A 16,185-nucleotide genomic window follows, 5' to 3' on the forward strand; every position below is an offset into this window, starting at 1 on the left:
ATCAGGTGCCTCGGGCTCATGAACGCCGTCCCCCGCAGGCGGATGGTGCCCGCCTACCTCGCCACCGGCGGCCGCAGCCGCCCCGGCACCGAGGGCTTCGAGCGGCTCACCGTCCTGTTCGCGGACCGGGCCGACCGGGCCGAACCGCCGAGCGACCTCGAACCCGAACACCGTAGGCTCTGGGAACTGCTGCGCCCCGGCGCGCTGACCGTGGTGGAGGCCGCCGCGCACCTGCGCCTGCCGGTCAGCGCCACGGTCTTCCTGGCCGCCGACCTGGTCGAGGCGGGCTGCCTGCACGCCCGCGCGCCGATCCCGCGCGCCCAGCAGACCGACCGCTCCATCGTCGAGAGGCTCCTCGTTGGACTCCGTGCGCTCCGCTGACCGGGCCGGGGGGCCGAACCGGGTGGGCTACCTCCCCGACCGGGACCAAACGCTGATGAAACTGGTGGTCGCCGGCCCGTTCGGGGTCGGCAAGACCACGCTCATCCGCACCCTGTCCGAGATCGCCACCCTGCACACCGAGGAGGCGATGACCGAGACCGGGCGCCCGGTGGACGACCTGGCCGACCTGCCCGAGAAGTCCACCACCACCGTCGCGGTGGACTTCGGCCGGCTCACCCTGCCCGGCAACACGGTGCTCTACATGTTCGGCACCCCCGGCCAGCGCCGCTTCTTCCCGCTCTGGCAGGACATCGCCCGCGGCGCCCTGGGCGCCCTGGTGCTGGCCGACACCCGCCGGCTGGCCGACTCCTTCGAGATCATGGACATGGTCGAGGAGCAGGGCCTGCCGTACGCCGTCGCCGTCAACCGCTTCCCGGGCTCGCCGGACCACCCGCCCGAGGTGCTGCGCGCCCACCTGGACCTGCACTCCGCCACCCCGCTGCTGCTGTGCGACGCGCGCGAGCGCGGGAGCAGCCTCGACGCGCTGATCGCGCTGGCCGAGCACGTCCTGGACACCCTGCCCGTCGGCCTCGACACCCACGAGGGACAGTGACCACCGAAACCCGACCGACCCCCATCCACGGCCCGGTCTTCGCCGCCGACCCGCAGCTGGTGTACGAGCGGCTGCGCCGGCACGGCGCGGTCGCCCCGGTGGAGATCGCCCCCGGCGTCGAGGCGCTGCTGGTCACCGACTACCAGGCCGCCCTGGACCTGCTGCGCGACAGCGACACCTTCTCCAAGGACTCCCGGGCCTGGCAGGCGACCGTCCCGCCGGACTCCCCGCTGCTGCCGGTGCTCGGCTACCGTCCGACCGCGCTGTTCAGCGACGGCCCGACGCACGCCCGCTACCGCGCGGTGATCACCGACGGTCTGGCCCTGTTCGAGCCGCACCGCCTCCAGCGCCAGGTCGCCACGGCCGCCCACCAGCTGATCGACCGCTTCGCGGCGGTCGGGCACGCCGACCTGATCGCCGAGTACGCCCGCCAGCTGCCCGCCTTCGTGCTCACCACTTGGTTCGGCGTGCCCGAGGAGGAGCACGCCGAGGTGGTGGCGGCGATCACCGGGCTGATCGAGTCCACCGCCCGGGCCGGCGCCGCGTACGGCAAGCTCGTCGCGGTGGTCACCGCGATGGTCGCCGAGCGCCGCGCGCGCCCCCGGCACGACCTCGCCTCCTGGTTCGTCACCCACCCGGTCGGGCTGGACGACGACGAGGTGATCCGGCAGATCACCCTCACCATGATCGCTGGGCACGAGCCGACCACCAACCTGATCGGCAACGCCCTGCTGCGCCTGCTCACCGACGCCCGCTACGCCGGCTCGCTGTTCGGCGGCGCGATGACCGCGTACCAGGCGATCGACGAAGTGCTGTGGCACGAGCCGCCGTTGGCCAACCTCTCGGCCCACTACCCGCGGTACGACATCACCTTCCACGGCCGCGAGATCAAGGCCGGCTCGCTGGTGCTGGTCTCGTACGCGGCCGCCAACTCCCAGGCCGCGCCGCCCACCGACGGCAACGAGCTGCGCAGCGGCGAGAGCGCCCACCTGGCCTGGGCGGCCGGCCCGCACGCCTGCCCGGCCCGGGACCCGGCCCTGCTGATCGCGATCACCGCCATCGAGCAGCTGACCAGTCGGCTCAGCGACCTCGAACTCGCCACCCCGGCGGAGGACCTGCTCTGGCGCCCGGGCCCCTTCCACCGCGCCCTGGTGCACCTGCCGGTCCGCTTCGCCCCGCTCGCCGGATAGCGGCCGGACCGCGCCCGGCGGTCGGACAACCGGACAGCCGGAAGGCCCGGACGGCGACCGTCCGGGCCTTCGCGCTCAGGTCCTGCCAGGTCCTACGGGCCTACTCGGCCGGCCGCAGCGTCAGCGAGATGCTGTTGATGCAGTAGCGCTGGTCGGTCGGCGTCCCGTAGCCCTCGCCCTCGAAGACGTGCCCCAGGTGCCCGCCGCACTTGGCACAGCGCACCTCGACCCGGCGCATCCCGAGCGAGGTGTCCTCGATGTACTCGACCCGGTCCTGGGCCAGCGGCGCGTAGTACGAGGGCCAGCCGCAGTGGCTGTCGAACTTGGTCTCGGAGCTGAACAGTTCCGCCCCGCAGGCCCGGCAGCCGTACACGCCGACCGTCTTGGTGTCGGTGTACTCGCCGACGAAGGGGCGCTCGGTGCCGGCCTCGCGGAGCACGTGGTACTCCTCGGGGCTGAGCTGGGCGCGCCACTCGGCCTCGGTCTTCTCGATCTCGTAGCTCATCACGACTCCCGCTCGCGGCGTACGTAGGTCAGACGTTGGAGGCAACGTTCGCGAGGTGCTCCAGGCTTCCCCGCAACTTGTCCAGGATGGCGGGCCCCAGGTTGGTGACGTCGCCGGCACCCATGGTGAGCAGCAGGTCGCCCGGGCGGGTCAGGCCGGCCAGCAGGGCGGGGGCGGCGGCGAAGTCGTGCTCGGGGGTGACGTCGGCGCCGGCCCGGCGGGCGGCGTCGATGATCAGCTCGCTGGTGACGCCGGGGATCGGGTCCTCGCGGGCCGGGTAGATGTCCAGCACCACCGAGGCGTCGGCCAGCGCCAGGGCCGCGCCCATCTCCTCGGCGAGCTGCTGGGTGCGGCTGAACAGGTGCGGCTGGAAGACCACCAGCACCCGGCCCTCGCCCTCCAGGCCCTCGCGGATGGCCTCCAGGTCGGCGGTCATCTCGGTCGGGTGGTGGGCGTAGGAGTCGATTACCTGGACGCCGGCCGCCTCGCCCTTGAGCTGGAGGCGGCGGCGCACGCCGGTGTAGGCGCCGAGCGCCTTGGCCAGGTCGGCGGCGGGGACGCCCAGCGCGACGCCGGCGGCCAGCGCGGCCACCGCGTTGTGGGCGTAGTGCCGACCGGGCACCGAGACGGTGAAGGTCAGCTCGGCGCCGTCCAGCAGGACGGTGACCTCGCTGGTCATGCCGTGGGCGACGACGGAGAGGACGCGCAGGTCGGCGTCCTCGGCGGCACCGACGGTGACCACGCGGAGGCCCTCGCGCCCGGCCACCCGGGCGGTCAGCTCGCGGGCGCCGTCGTGGTCGGCGGAGATCACCAGGGTGCCGCCGGGGGTGATCCGGCCGACGAAGGTCTCGAAGGACTCGTAGATCTCGTCGATCGAGGCGTAGTTGGCGTGGTGGTCCAGCTCCACGTTGAGCACGATCGCCACCTCGGGCGCGTACTTGTGGAAGCTGCGGTCGCTCTCGTCGGCCTCGGCGACGAAGATCTCGCCGCTGCCGTGGTGGGCGTTGGAGCCGGGCGCGTCGAGGTCGCCGCCGATCGCGTAGGACGGCTCCAGGCCGAGCTCGCCGAGGGCGACGGCGAGCATGCTGGTGGTGGTGGTCTTGCCGTGGGTGCCGGCCACCGCCAGCGCCCGGCGGCCGCCCATCAGCGCGGCCAGCGCGTCGGAGCGGTGCACCACCGGGATGCCGCGCTCGTGGGCGGCGACCAGCTCCGGGTTGTCGGCGCGGATCGCGCTGGAGACCACGATGCTGCTGGCGCCGTCCGGCACGTGCTCGGCCGCGTGGCCGACGTGCACGGTCGCGCCGAGGGCGCGCAGCGCGAGGACGGTCTCGGACTCCTTGGAGTCGCTGCCGGAGACGCTGGCACCGCGCACTGCGAGGATCTTCGCCAGGCCGGACATCCCGGCGCCGCCGATGCCGATGAAGTGCGGGGCGTGCAGGTCGTGCGCGGCGTCGTTCAAGGCGTGGCTCCGTACGGGCGATGGCTGGCTGGGCAGGTGGGTCCGGCGAGGCACGGGGCCTGCGCGGGGCGCGACGCGCACGAGACGCGCGAATCGTCCTCGCGGACGGACCGCAAGGACGATTCTGCACCACCGGCGCGCGGAGCCGGGGTGCTACGAGTCGCTGGCGAACAGCCTCAGCACCGGCACCCCCACCTTGTGGCGGGCCTGGGAGGCCCAGTCGCGGTGGAAGAACTCCTCCACGAAGTGCGGGGAGGTGAGCACCACCACCTCGTCCGCCTCCTGCTGCCGGACCACCTCGCGCAGCCGGTCCAGCGGCTTCTCCTCGACCAGCTCGCCGACCGCCTCGGCCCCGGCCCGGCGCAGGTGGCGCAGGCTGTGCTCCAGCGATTCGCCGGCCACGGTCGGGCCGCCCCCGGACTCGTCGTGCTCGTGCACCACCTTGTCGAGGTGGCCGAGGGCGACGTCGTCGAGCGCCCGCAGCAGTTCGTCCTGCTTGCCGCGCGGCTGCATCAGGACGACGAAGGACACCTTCTCGTCGCTGTGGAGCGTGGTGACCAGCTCCACGTCCGCGTCCGAGAGCGCCTTTTCGATCATCAGTACCGTCTTGAACACGTGAGTCCCTTCCAGTGGCCGGCCCCCGGGCCCCGGCATCGCATAACGGGATCACGATCGGGGGGTCACGGGGTCATCCGAACCCAGGTGACGCAGGTAGCGGGTGAAGAGGAATCCTTTCTGCTCGATCAATGAGACCAGCCGCATCCGCTGCACGTCAGGCATTTCCGCATCGTGGACTATGCGCGGCGCGTCGCCCCCGGCGATCAGCGGAGCCAGCGACAGGCACAGCTCGTCCAGCAGGCCGGCCGCCGCCAGCTGACCCAGCAGACGGGGCCCGCCCTCGGACAGCAGCCGGGTCCAGCCCCGCTCCACCAGGGCCGCCACGGCCGCCCGCAGATCCACCGAGCCGCGCCCCGCGAGCACCAGGTCGGCCACCCCGGCGACCTCCCGGCGGCGCTCCTCGGGGGCGTCCGCCACGGTGATCACCACCGTCCTGACCAGCGGTTCCGTGAACAGCGGCGCGGTCAGGTCGAGGTTCAGCGAGCGGCTCACGATCGCGATCGCCGGGGCCGGCGCCTGCCCCGCCGCCGCCCGCGCGGCCGCGAACTCCCGGCGGGCCCGGGCCGGCCGGTAGCCCTCCGCCCGGACCGTCTCGGCGCCCACCAGCACCACGTCCGACAGCGCCCGCAGCACACCGAAGATCCGCTTGTCGGCGTCGCCGGACAGCCCCTCGGACAGCCCGTCGAGCTTCGCCCCGCCGTCGAGCCCGGCCACCATGTTGGCGCGCAGCCAGGCACGCCCCCGATTCACCTGGTCGGGGTACGCGTAGACGGCGGCGAGCGATTCCAGGTCGGACGGATCGGCGACCGGGGCGTCCAGCGGGCTGATCAACTGTTGCATGGGATCAGTCTTCCACCGGAGCCGCTCCGGAGGAGGTCCGGAGGCGTTTCGGAGGGGGCCGGGACCAGGCGTACCCTCTACTACCGTGCCCGCAGCCTCCCGCCCCGCCACCGCGACCGACCCGATAGCCGCCGCGAGCCCGGCCGGCGCCCCGATCGCGCTCACCGAACGCCGCCCCGTCGTGCCCGCCGAGCGGCTGGTCGCCGAGATGGTCCCGCCGCCCCGCTTCGCCGACGTGAGCTTCGGGACGTACATCCCGGACCAGACCCAGCCGAGCCAGTACGAGGCCGTCCAGGTCCTGGAGCAGTTCGCGGCCACGCTCGGGGGAGGAAACGGTTCCGCGCCCAAGCGCAGCTGGTTCCGCCGCTCCGCCCCCGCGCCCACCGGCCCGGCCGGGGTCTACCTCGACGGCGGCTACGGCGTCGGCAAGACCCACCTGCTCGCCTCGCTCTGGCACTCCGCCCCCGGCCCCAAGGCCTTCGGCACCTTCGTCGAGCTGACCAACCTGGTCGGCGCGCTCGGCTTCCAGCAGGCCGTCCGGACCCTCTCCGGGCACACCCTGCTGTGCATCGACGAGTTCGAACTGGACGACCCGGGCGACACCGTGCTGGTCTCCACCCTGCTCGGCCGGCTGGTCGAGAACGGCGTCAAGCTGTGCGCCACCTCGAACACCCTGCCGGAGAAGCTCGGCGAGGGCCGCTTCGCCGCCGCCGACTTCCTGCGCGAGATCCAGGGCCTGTCCGCGCACTTCCGCCCGATGCGGATCGACGGCCAGGACTACCGCCACCGCGGCCTGCCGGACGCCCCGCCGCCGTACGCCGACGACGTCGTCGAGGCCGTCGCCGCCCGCACCCCCGGCGCCTCGCTGGACGACTTCGACGCCCTGCTCGCCCACCTCTCCGCCGTCCACCCCAGCCGCTACGGCGCCCTGCTGGACGACGTCACGGCGGTCTGCCTGCGCGGCGTGCGCCAGGTCGACGACCAGTCCACCGCGCTGCGCCTGGTCGTCCTGGCCGACCGGATGTACGACCGCGAGCTGCCCATCACCTCCTCCGGCCTGCCCTTCGACCAGGTCTTCCCGGAGGACATGCTGCGCGGCGGCTACCGCAAGAAGTACCTGCGCGCCGTCTCCCGCCTGGTCGCACTCGCCCGCGACAGCGCGAAGCCGGCCTGACCGCCGCCCGGGGGCGGGGCCCGCCCCCGGGGGACCGGAGCGGCACCGGTTGTCAGTGCGGGGCCGTACGGTGGAGTCGTGCGTCCCATCACGAGTATTGAGCGGTCCGTGGCGCCCTTCGAGGTCGTCAGTCCCTTCCAGCCGAACGGCGACCAGCCGGCGGCGATCGCCGAGTTGGAGCGGCGGATCAGGGCGGGGGAGAAGGACGTCGTGCTGCTCGGTGCCACCGGTACCGGCAAGTCGGCCACCACGGCCTGGATGATCGAGAAGCTGCAGCGCCCCACCCTGGTGATGGCGCCGAACAAGACGCTGGCCGCCCAGCTGGCGAACGAGTTCCGCGAGCTGCTGCCCAACAACGCGGTCGAGTACTTCGTCTCGTACTACGACTACTACCAGCCGGAGGCCTACGTCCCGCAGACGGACACCTACATCGAGAAGGACTCCTCGATCAACGAGGAGGTCGAGCGGCTGCGGCACTCGGCGACCAACTCGCTGCTCACCCGCCGCGACGTGATCGTGGTCGCCTCGGTGTCCTGCATCTACGGCCTCGGCACCCCGCAGGAGTACGTGGACCGGATGGTCCCGCTCAAGGTGGGCCAGGAGATCGACCGCGACGTCCTGCTGCGCCGCTTCGTCGACATCCAGTACGCCCGCAACGACGTGGCCTTCACCCGCGGCACCTTCCGGGTCCGCGGCGACACCATCGAGATCTTCCCGGTCTACGAGGAGCTCGCGGTCCGGATCGAGATGTTCGGCGACGAGATCGAGTCGCTGTACACCCTGCACCCGCTCACCGGCGAGATCATCAGCCAGGACGAGCAGATCTACGTCTTCCCCGCCTCGCACTACGTGGCCGGCCCCGAGCGCATGGAGCGGGCGATCACCGGCATCGAGCAGGAGCTGGAGCAGACGCTCGCCAAGCAGGAGAAGCAGGGCAAGCTGCTGGAGGCCCAGCGGCTGCGCATGCGCACCACCTACGACATCGAGATGCTGCGCCAGATCGGCACCTGCTCCGGCGTCGAGAACTACTCGATGCACTTCGACGGCCGCGAGCCCGGTTCCCCGCCGAACACCCTGCTGGACTACTTCCCGGAGGACTTCCTCCTGGTCATCGACGAGTCGCACGTCACCGTGCCGCAGATCGGCGCGATGTACGAGGGCGACGCCTCGCGCAAGCGGACGCTGGTCGAGCACGGCTTCCGGCTGCCCTCCGCGATGGACAACCGCCCGCTGAAGTGGGAGGAGTTCCTGGGGCGGATCGGTCAGACGGTGTACCTGTCGGCGACGCCGGGCCCGTACGAGCTGTCGCGCGGCGACGGGCAGGTCGAGCAGATCATCCGCCCGACCGGTCTGATCGACCCCGAGGTGATCGTCAAGCCGACCGAGGGCCAGATCGACGACCTGGTGCACGAGGTCCGCAAGCGGGTCGAGCGGGACGAGCGGGTCCTGGTCACCACGCTGACCAAGAAGATGGCCGAGGACCTCACCGACTACATGCTGGGCCTGGACATCCGGGTCCGGTACCTGCACAGCGACGTGGACACCCTGCGCCGGGTGGAGCTGCTGCGCGAGCTGCGGGCGGGCCGGTACGACGTGCTGGTCGGCATCAACCTGCTGCGCGAGGGCCTGGACCTGCCCGAGGTGTCGCTGGTGGCGATCCTGGACGCGGACAAGGAGGGCTTCCTGCGCTCCGGCACCTCCCTGATCCAGACGATCGGCCGTGCCGCCCGCAACGTCTCCGGCCAGGTGCACATGTACGCGGACCGGATCACCCCGTCGATGGAGAAGGCGATCGACGAGACCAACCGCCGCCGGGCCGTCCAGCAGGCCTACAACCAGGAGCACGGGATCGACCCGCAGCCGCTGCGGAAGAAGATCGGCGACATCCTGGACACCCTCGCCCGCGAGGACGTGGACACCGACGAACTGCTCTCCACGGGGTACCGCGGTTCCGGCAAGGCCAAGGCCCCGGTGCCGAGCCTGGGCGCGGAGCGCAAGCCCGCCAAGTCGCTGCCGGCCGCCGAGCTGGCCGAGCTGATCCAGGAGATGACGGACCGGATGCACACGGCCGCCGCCGACCTCCAGTTCGAGGTGGCGGCCCGGCTGCGCGACGAGGTGAAGGAGTTGAAGAAGGAGCTGCGCCAGATGCGCGAGGCCGGTGTGGCCTGACCGCCGGGGCGTCTGGCTTGGCCGGTTCGACACCGGTCAAGTCCGGCGGTGTCTCAGCCTTGCCACAAACCGGGTAACTCGGAGGAGTCGCGGGTGCCGCAGGCCCTAGGCTGGCCTGCGGCATCGTGCCCTCGGGACGGGGTTGCGGGCCGTCAGCAGAGGGGGCCTCAGCCGGGGGACGGCGACGGGGTGTTCCACCGTGGAGCCGTGCGGCAGCGACCGCGCGGCCGGCAGAGAGGACAACGTCGTGTCGGTGAACCTGGCCAAGGGGCAGCGGGTCAGCCTCCAGAAGGGGGGCGGCGCCCTGACCCTGGTCCGGATGGGGCTGGGCTGGCAGGCCGCCCCCAAGCGGGGTCTGTTCGGCAGCCGGACCCGGAAGATCGACCTGGACGCCTCGGCGCTGCTGTACGCCGAGCGCACCCCGTCCGACGTGGTGTTCTTCCAGCACCTGGAGTCCACCGACGGCTCGGTCCGGCACACCGGGGACAACCTGGAGGGCGGCTCGGGCGAGGCGGACGACGAGGCGATCCTGGTCGACCTGCTGCACGTGCCGCCGCACATCACCCAGGTGGTGTTCACGGTCAGCTCGTACACCGGGCAGACCTTCGCCGAGGTGCGGCAGGCGCACTGCCGGCTGGTGGACGAGGCCACCGGGGTGGAGCTGGCCCGGTACGAGCTGGCCGGCGGCGGGCCGCACACCGGGCAGATCATGGCCAAGGTGGTGCGGGACGGCAACGGCGGCTGGGAGATGCAGGCGATCGGCGCCCCGGCCAAGGGGCGGACCTTCCAGGACCTGCTGCCGGCCATCGAGCCGTTCCTCTGACCAGTCCTTTACCTTCTTTACCTTCCTTTGCCTTCCCTGTTACTCTCGATGGCAGCGGAGGGGAGTATTCCTCGACAGCCGACCCCGTCATCACGGGTGCCCGTCGTGGCACCCCGGGGCGCTGGCCCGACGGGCGGAAGAGACCTCCGGCAGTGACGATGACTGTCTCGCCTACCTGCCGGAGGAGCAGTAGTGGACGTTTCCGTAACCATGTGGGCCACCACGATCGGTGTGCTGATCGCACTGATCGTGGCGGACTTCTTCATCGGAGGGCGCAAGCCGCACGAGGTCTCGATCAAGGAGGCCGGGATCTGGACGGTCGTCTGGATCGTCCTGGCGCTGCTCTTCGGCGGGTTCCTCTGGTGGCACTCCGGCGCCCGGCCGGCGGGTGAGTTCTTCGCCGGCTACATCACCGAGAAGTCGCTCAGTGTCGACAACCTCTTCGTGTTCATCCTGATCATGGGCAAGTTCGCGGTGCCCCGGATCTACCAGCAGCGCGTGCTGATGTTCGGCGTGATCATCGCGCTGGTGCTCCGGGCGGTGTTCATCGCCGGCGGTGCCGCGCTGGTCACCCAGTTCTCCTGGGTGTTCTTCATCTTCGGCGCCTTCCTGATCTGGACGGCCTGGAAGCTGATCAAGGAGGCCCGGGCCGACGAGGAAGAGGAGGAGTTCGAGGAGAACCGCCTGCTCAAGTCGATCACCCGGCGCTTCCCGTCGACCGACACCTACCACGGCACCAAGCTGTTCATCGTGGAGAACGGCCGCCGGCTGATCACCCCGATGCTGATCGTGATGCTGGCGATCGGCACCACGGACGTGCTGTTCGCCCTGGACTCGATCCCGGCGATCTTCGGCCTCACCCAGGACCCGTACATCGTCTTCACCGCCAACGCCTTCGCCCTGATGGGCCTGCGCCAGCTGTACTTCCTGATCGGCGGCCTGCTGAAGAAGCTGGTCCACCTGAGCTACGGCCTGTCGGTGATCCTCGGCTTCATCGGCGTGAAGCTGGTGCTGCACGCCGCCCACGAGGCCGGCGCGCACGTCCCGGAGATCGGCATCCCGTTCTCGCTCGGCTTCATCGTGGTGGTGCTGGCCGTGACGACCGTGACCAGCCTGATGGCCTCGAAGAAGGCCGAGCAGCGCGAACTCCGGGAGTCGCAGAAGCTCGACGCCTGACGCCCGCGAAGGGGCCCCGCGACCGCAAGGGTCGCGGGGCCCTTCGCGTTGTCGCGGCCGTCACCAGCCGCGCTCGCGCCACTCGTCGAGGTGCGGGCGCTCCGCGCCGAGGGTGGTGTCGCTGCCGTGGCCGGGGTAGACCCAGGCCTCGTCGGGCAGCACGTCGAAGATCTTCTCGTTGACGTCCCGGAAGAGGGTCCGGAAGGCCTCCGGGTCGCCCCAGGTGTTGCCGACGCCGCCCGGGAAGAGGCAGTCGCCGGTGAAGACGTGCTGGTGGCCCTGCGGGTCGTCGTAGACCAGCACGATCGCGCCGGGGGTGTGTCCGACCAGGTGCCGGACGGTCAGCTCGACCTCGCCGACCCGCAGCGTGTCGCCGTCCGCGAGCGTCAGCTCGGTGGGCACCTCGATGCCCTCGGCGTCGTGCTCACCGGCGGCCGTCCGGGCTCCGGTGGTGGCCACCACCTCGGCCAGCGCCCCCCAGTGGTCCTGGTGCCGGTGGGTGGTGACCACCGTGGCCAGGTCGTCCCCGACGGTCTCCAGCAGCACCGGGGCGTCGGCGGCCGCGTCGATCAGCAGCTGCTCGTCGGTGGCCCGGCAGCGCAGCAGGTAGGCGTTGTTGTCGTACGGGCCCACGGCCACCTTGGTGATGATCAGGTGGGCCAGCTCGCGCACGTCCGGCGGCCCGCCGACCTTGACCGCTCCGTGGTACGTCATCCGTCCGCTCCTCGTCGTCGGGGTTCTGGGATCATCCTCGCGCCCTCAGCCCATGGGGGGAAGCCGGGGGAGGGCGGTGTCGGGGGTGCGGTGCAGGTCGGCGCCGGTCGAGCGGCCGGAGAGCCAGGCGAGCAGGGCGCGGACCGGGCCCCGGACGGCGAGCGGGTCCGGGCCGGAGCCGATCACGCCGGTGTCGTCGGTGTCCTCGGCGGTCAGCTCGACCCGGGGCAGCTCGGCGCCGTGCAGCTTCGTCGCGAGCTTGTGGAACTCGGTGACGGCGAACTCCTCCGGCCAGCGCGCCGGGGTGTAGCCGCCGGCGAGGTCGACGTGGTGGTACTCGACCTCCAGCAGGCGCTTCATCGGGATCTCGTGGGCCGGGAAGAGGTAGCCGGAGCGGTGCTTGACCTCGGTGCCCCAGTATTCGGCCGTCGTCGCGGCGGCCGCGGCGGCGAAACGCGCGTGGGAGTCGCGCAGGTCGGCGAGGTGGACGTCGAGCGGGCGGGGCGCGTCGCGCTCGATGTCGGCGTCGCGGACCTCGTTGCTGGCGTACTGCGGGAGGCCGTTGAGCAGGTTGACCAGGGAGTCGGCGTTGCGGGCGAGGTGGGCCAGCACGTGGCCGCGGGTCCAGCCGGGGAGGGCGGAGGGCCGGGCGACGTCCTCGGGTGCGAGCCCGGCGACGGCGGTCAGTAGGCGTGCGGTGGCCTCCTCGACCTGGTTCAGCCAGGAGGCGGCGGCGGACTGCGGGTCGGTCATCGAATCTGCCTTCTGTGACGGATCGGGGCGTTGCCCGGAGCGGGCCTCGCTCGTTGACCAGCCGACGCTATCGCCGAATCGGGCCCCTGAGCAGGGGGTTTTCGGTCCGGGTACGCACGGCCCGGGGGCGGTCCTCACTCGTTCGGGTGGTCTCCGCTGGACAGAGTCGAGATTCGAACGTCTGAGCTATAGGCTGGCTGCCGCATCCTGGAAGAAGCAACCCGAACTCACCGCAAGCCGTCCTGCCCCGGAGAAAGGCGCCAGAAGCAGTGGCCGACCGCCTCATCGTCCGCGGTGCTCGCGAGCACAATCTCAAGAACGTCTCGCTCGACCTGCCCCGCGACTCCCTCATCGTCTTCACGGGCCTCTCCGGCTCCGGCAAGTCCTCGCTCGCCTTCGACACGATCTTCGCCGAGGGCCAGCGCCGCTACGTCGAGTCGTTGTCCTCGTACGCCCGCCAGTTCCTGGGCCAGATGGACAAGCCCGATGTGGACTTCATCGAAGGCCTCTCCCCGGCCGTCTCGATCGACCAGAAGTCCACCAACCGCAACCCCCGTTCGACCGTCGGCACCATCACCGAGGTCTACGACTACCTGCGCCTGCTGTTCGCCCGGATCGGCAAGCCGCACTGCCCGCACTGCGGGCGCCCGATCGCCAAGCAGTCGCCGCAGGCGATCGTCGACAAGGTGCTGGAGCTCGCCGAGGGCACCCGGTTCCAGGTGCTCAGCCCGGTGGTGCGCGAGCGCAAGGGCGAGTTCGTCGACCTCTTCGCCGACCTCCAGTCCAAGGGCTACTCCCGCGCCCGGGTGGACGGCGAGACGATCCAGCTCGCCGAGCCGCCGAAGCTCAAGAAGCAGGAGAAGCACACCGTCGAGGTGGTCATCGACCGCCTGACCGTCAAGGAGAGCGCCAAGCGGCGGCTCACCGACTCGGTGGAGACGGCCCTGCGGCTGTCCGGCGGCATGGTCGTGCTCGACTTCGTCGACCTCCCGGAGGACGACCCGGAGCGCGAGCGGATGTACTCCGAGCACCTCTACTGCCCGTACGACGACGTGTCGTTCGAGGAGCTGGAGCCCCGCTCGTTCTCCTTCAACTCGCCGTTCGGCGCCTGCCCGGACTGCTCGGGCCTGGGCAACCGGATGGAGGTCGACCCGGAGCTGGTCGTGCCGGACCAGGAGCGCTCGCTGGACGAGGGCGCGATCCACCCGTGGTCCGCCGGGCACGCCAAGGACTACTTCCAGCGGCTGATCGACGCGCTCGCCCAGGAGCTGGGCTTCCGCACCGACATCCCCTGGGCCGGGCTGCCGGCCCGCGCCAAGAAGGCGCTGCTGTACGGGCACAAGCACCAGGTCGAGGTCCGCTACCGCAACCGCTTCGGCCGCGAGCGCTCGTACAGCACCGGCTTCGAGGGCGCCGTCCCGTTCATCCAGCGTCGGCACACCGAGGCGGAGAGCGACAGCAGCCGGGAGCGCTTCGAGGGCTACATGCGCGAGGTGCCCTGCCCGACCTGCCAGGGCACCCGGCTCAAGCCGGTGGTGCTCGCGGTCACCGTCGAGGAGAAGTCGATCGCCGACGTCTCGTCGATGTCGATCAGCGACTGCGCCGAGTTCCTGGGCGCGATGAAGCTCAACGACCGGGACAAGCAGATCGCCGAGCGGGTCCTCAAGGAGGTCAACGAGCGGCTGCGCTTCCTGGTCGACGTCGGCCTGGACTACCTCTCGCTGGACCGCGCGGCCGGCACCCTCTCCGGCGGCGAGGCCCAGCGCATCCGGCTGGCCACCCAGATCGGTTCCGGCCTGGTCGGCGTGCTGTACGTGCTGGACGAGCCGTCCATCGGCCTGCACCAGCGGGACAACCACCGGCTGATCGAGACGCTGGTGCGGCTGCGCGACATCGGCAACACCCTGATCGTGGTCGAGCACGACGAGGACACCATCAAGACCGCGGACTGGGTGGTGGACATCGGCCCGGGCGCCGGCGAGCACGGCGGCAAGGTGGTGCACTCCGGTTCGCTGAAGCAGCTGCTCTCCAACAAGGAGTCGCTGACCGGCCAGTACCTCTCCGGCAAGCGGTCGATCCCGATCCCGGCCGGCCGCCGCGACCGGGACAAGAAGCGCCAGCTGACGGTGCACGGCGCCCGCGAGCACAACCTCAAGGACGTCACGGTCGGCTTCCCGCTCGGGACGCTCACCGCGATCACCGGCGTCTCCGGCTCCGGCAAGTCGACGCTGGTCAACGACATCCTGTACACCCACCTCGCCCGGGAGCTGAACGGCGCCCGCAGCGTGCCCGGCCGGCACACCCGGATCACCGGCACCGACCTGGTGGACAAGGTGGTGCACGTCGACCAGTCGCCGATCGGCCGCACCCCGCGGTCCAACCCGGCCACCTACACCGGGGTGTTCGACCACGTCCGCCGGCTCTTCGCGGAGACCCAGGAGGCCAAGGTCCGCGGCTACCTGCCCGGCCGGTTCTCCTTCAACGTCAAGGGCGGCCGCTGCGAGAACTGCACCGGCGACGGCACCATCAAGATCGAGATGAATTTCCTGCCGGACGTCTACGTGCCGTGCGAGGTCTGCCACGGCGCCCGGTACAACCGGGAGACGCTGGAGGTGCACTACAAGGGCAAGTCCATCGCCGAGGTGCTGGACATGCCGATCGAGGAGGCGCTCGGCTTCTTCGAGGCCGTCCCGGCGATCGCCCGGCACCTGCGGACGCTCAACGACGTCGGCCTCGGCTACGTTCGGCTCGGCCAGTCCGCGCCGACGCTCTCCGGCGGCGAGGCGCAGCGCGTCAAGCTCGCCTCCGAGCTGCAGAAGCGCTCCACCGGGCGGACGGTCTACGTGCTGGACGAGCCCACCACCGGCCTGCACTTCGAGGACATCAGCAAGCTGATCAAGGTGCTCAGCGGGCTGGTGGACAAGGGCAACACGGTGATCGTGATCGAGCACAACCTCGACGTGATCAAGACCGCCGACTGGGTCGTCGACATGGGCCCCGAAGGCGGCTCCGGCGGCGGCACGGTGGTCGCCGAGGGCACCCCGGAGCAGATCGCGGCCGTCCCGGAGAGCCACACCGGCAAGTTCCTCCGGGACATCCTGCCGGTGGAGTTCACCGACGCACCGGTCAAGGCGCCCGCCAAGAAGGCGGCCCCGCGCAAGCGGGCCGCGGCGGCGAAGAAGTAGCCTCCACGCGCCCCGCCGCTCCCGAGGACCATCGGGAGCGGCGGGGCGCGTGCGGCATAGAATTCCGTGGTCCCTCGCCGCAGCAACCGTAGGAGCACACCGATGTCCGAGGCCCCCGAGAGCAGCCCCGCCACCTCCCGCCGCACCCTGCTCTGCGGCGCCGCGGCCGTCCTGGCGGCCGGCGGCACCGTGGCGGTCACCGGTTGCGGCTCCTCGGCGGGTTCCGCCGGCTCCTCGGACAAGAGCGGCACCGCCAAGGGCCCGGTCGACCTCGGCCCGGCCTCGGCGGTCCCGGAGGGCGGCGGCAAGGTGTTCCGCGAGCAGAAGATCGTGGTGACCCAGCCGGCCGCCGGCGAGTACAAGGCCTTCAGCGCCAAGTGCACCCACGCCGGCTGCATCGTCGACCAGGTGAAGAACCAGCAGATCCAGTGCCCCTGCCACGGCAGCCGGTTCGCCATCGCGGACGGCGCCGTGCAGGACGGCCCGGCCCCCAGCCCGCTGCCCGCCTACACCGTCACGGTCGAGGGCGGGAACCTCAAGGTGACCCCGAGCTGAAGCAGTTGACCGTCCTCCCGCTGGTCCCGT

At 71.4% G+C, this 16,185-nt stretch carries 15 protein-coding genes; 9 read left to right on the plus strand and 6 right to left on the minus strand.

The window, feature by feature from the left end:
- Window positions 1-18: 18 nt before the first annotated feature.
- From ACIP4P_RS19370 to ACIP4P_RS19380, 3 genes are read left to right on the plus strand one after another with little or no spacing between them, the layout of a single operon-like run.
- A complete protein-coding gene (locus tag ACIP4P_RS19370; RefSeq protein WP_350511704.1) occupies window positions 19-381 on the plus strand; it encodes a DUF742 domain-containing protein in 363 nt (120 codons plus the stop codon).
- Entirely contained in the window at window positions 359-994 is a 636-nt protein-coding gene (locus tag ACIP4P_RS19375) for a GTP-binding protein (RefSeq protein ID WP_400920004.1), read from the plus strand. The genes ACIP4P_RS19370 and ACIP4P_RS19375 overlap by 23 nt, the downstream gene beginning before the upstream one ends.
- The gene (locus ACIP4P_RS19380) at window positions 991-2,184 is read left to right on the plus strand and encodes a cytochrome P450 (protein ID WP_350511703.1); all 1,194 of its coding nucleotides are present in this window, start codon (window positions 991-993) and stop codon (window positions 2,182-2,184) included. Before ACIP4P_RS19375 ends, ACIP4P_RS19380 begins: the two co-directional genes overlap by 4 nt.
- 100 nt (window positions 2,185-2,284) lie before the next feature.
- On the opposite strand, the gene msrB is transcribed toward ACIP4P_RS19380, so the two are convergent.
- From msrB to ACIP4P_RS19400, 4 genes are all read right to left on the minus strand, one after another.
- Window positions 2,285-2,689 (minus strand): peptide-methionine (R)-S-oxide reductase MsrB, encoded by a 405-nt coding sequence (gene msrB / locus ACIP4P_RS19385; RefSeq protein WP_400920006.1) that lies wholly within the window; start codon window positions 2,687-2,689, stop codon window positions 2,285-2,287.
- Between the two features lie 28 nt (window positions 2,690-2,717).
- Complete coding sequence (gene murC, locus ACIP4P_RS19390; RefSeq protein WP_400920008.1) at window positions 2,718-4,148, minus strand: UDP-N-acetylmuramate--L-alanine ligase; 1,431 nt, start codon at window positions 4,146-4,148, stop codon at window positions 2,718-2,720.
- Between the two features lie 153 nt (window positions 4,149-4,301).
- Window positions 4,302-4,763: an indole-3-glycerol phosphate synthase gene (locus ACIP4P_RS19395; RefSeq protein ID WP_350511700.1), complete on the minus strand. Its 462-nt coding sequence runs from the start codon at window positions 4,761-4,763 to the stop codon at window positions 4,302-4,304.
- 51 nt (window positions 4,764-4,814) lie between these two features.
- The gene (locus ACIP4P_RS19400) at window positions 4,815-5,606 is read right to left on the minus strand and encodes a pyrimidine reductase family protein (protein ID WP_400920011.1); all 792 of its coding nucleotides are present in this window, start codon (window positions 5,604-5,606) and stop codon (window positions 4,815-4,817) included.
- A gap of 124 nt (window positions 5,607-5,730) precedes the next feature.
- Here ACIP4P_RS19400 and zapE point away from each other — a divergent pair, with 124 nt between their 5' ends.
- The 4 genes from zapE to ACIP4P_RS19420 all read left to right on the plus strand — a co-directional run bounded on the left by zapE (window position 5,731) and on the right by ACIP4P_RS19420 (window position 10,948).
- Window positions 5,731-6,780, plus strand: a complete 1,050-nt coding sequence (gene zapE / locus ACIP4P_RS19405) for a cell division protein ZapE (protein ID WP_400920296.1) — start codon at window positions 5,731-5,733, stop codon at window positions 6,778-6,780.
- 78 nt (window positions 6,781-6,858) lie between these two features.
- Window positions 6,859-8,949 carry an excinuclease ABC subunit UvrB gene (uvrB, locus tag ACIP4P_RS19410; RefSeq protein ID WP_400920013.1) on the plus strand — a complete coding sequence of 697 codons (2,091 nt, stop codon included), beginning with the start codon at window positions 6,859-6,861 and terminating at the stop codon, window positions 8,947-8,949.
- Window positions 8,950-9,196: 247 nt separating this feature from the next.
- Window positions 9,197-9,772: a TerD family protein gene (locus ACIP4P_RS19415; protein ID WP_400920015.1), complete on the plus strand. Its 576-nt coding sequence runs from the start codon at window positions 9,197-9,199 to the stop codon at window positions 9,770-9,772.
- A gap of 192 nt (window positions 9,773-9,964) precedes the next feature.
- A complete protein-coding gene (locus ACIP4P_RS19420; RefSeq protein WP_350511694.1) occupies window positions 9,965-10,948 on the plus strand; it encodes a TerC family protein in 984 nt (327 codons plus the stop codon).
- 60 nt (window positions 10,949-11,008) lie between these two features.
- On the opposite strand, the gene ACIP4P_RS19425 is transcribed toward ACIP4P_RS19420, so the two are convergent.
- Window positions 11,009-11,662 carry an MBL fold metallo-hydrolase gene (locus ACIP4P_RS19425; RefSeq protein ID WP_350511693.1) on the minus strand — a complete coding sequence of 218 codons (654 nt, stop codon included), beginning with the start codon at window positions 11,660-11,662 and terminating at the stop codon, window positions 11,009-11,011.
- A 45-nt stretch (window positions 11,663-11,707) separates the two neighbouring features.
- Complete coding sequence (locus ACIP4P_RS19430; RefSeq protein WP_400920018.1) at window positions 11,708-12,415, minus strand: maleylpyruvate isomerase family mycothiol-dependent enzyme; 708 nt, start codon at window positions 12,413-12,415, stop codon at window positions 11,708-11,710.
- A gap of 269 nt (window positions 12,416-12,684) precedes the next feature.
- Between ACIP4P_RS19430 and uvrA the strand changes: the two genes are divergently transcribed.
- Entirely contained in the window at window positions 12,685-15,600 is a 2,916-nt protein-coding gene (gene uvrA / locus ACIP4P_RS19435) for an excinuclease ABC subunit UvrA (protein ID WP_350511691.1), read from the plus strand.
- A gap of 102 nt (window positions 15,601-15,702) precedes the next feature.
- The gene (locus tag ACIP4P_RS19440; RefSeq protein ID WP_400920021.1) at window positions 15,703-16,155 is read left to right on the plus strand and encodes a Rieske (2Fe-2S) protein; all 453 of its coding nucleotides are present in this window, start codon (window positions 15,703-15,705) and stop codon (window positions 16,153-16,155) included.
- Window positions 16,156-16,185 lie beyond the last annotated feature (30 nt).

The sequence above is a fragment of the Kitasatospora sp. NPDC089509 genome (assembly GCF_044749365.1).
Taxonomy (GTDB): domain Bacteria; phylum Actinomycetota; class Actinomycetes; order Streptomycetales; family Streptomycetaceae; genus Kitasatospora.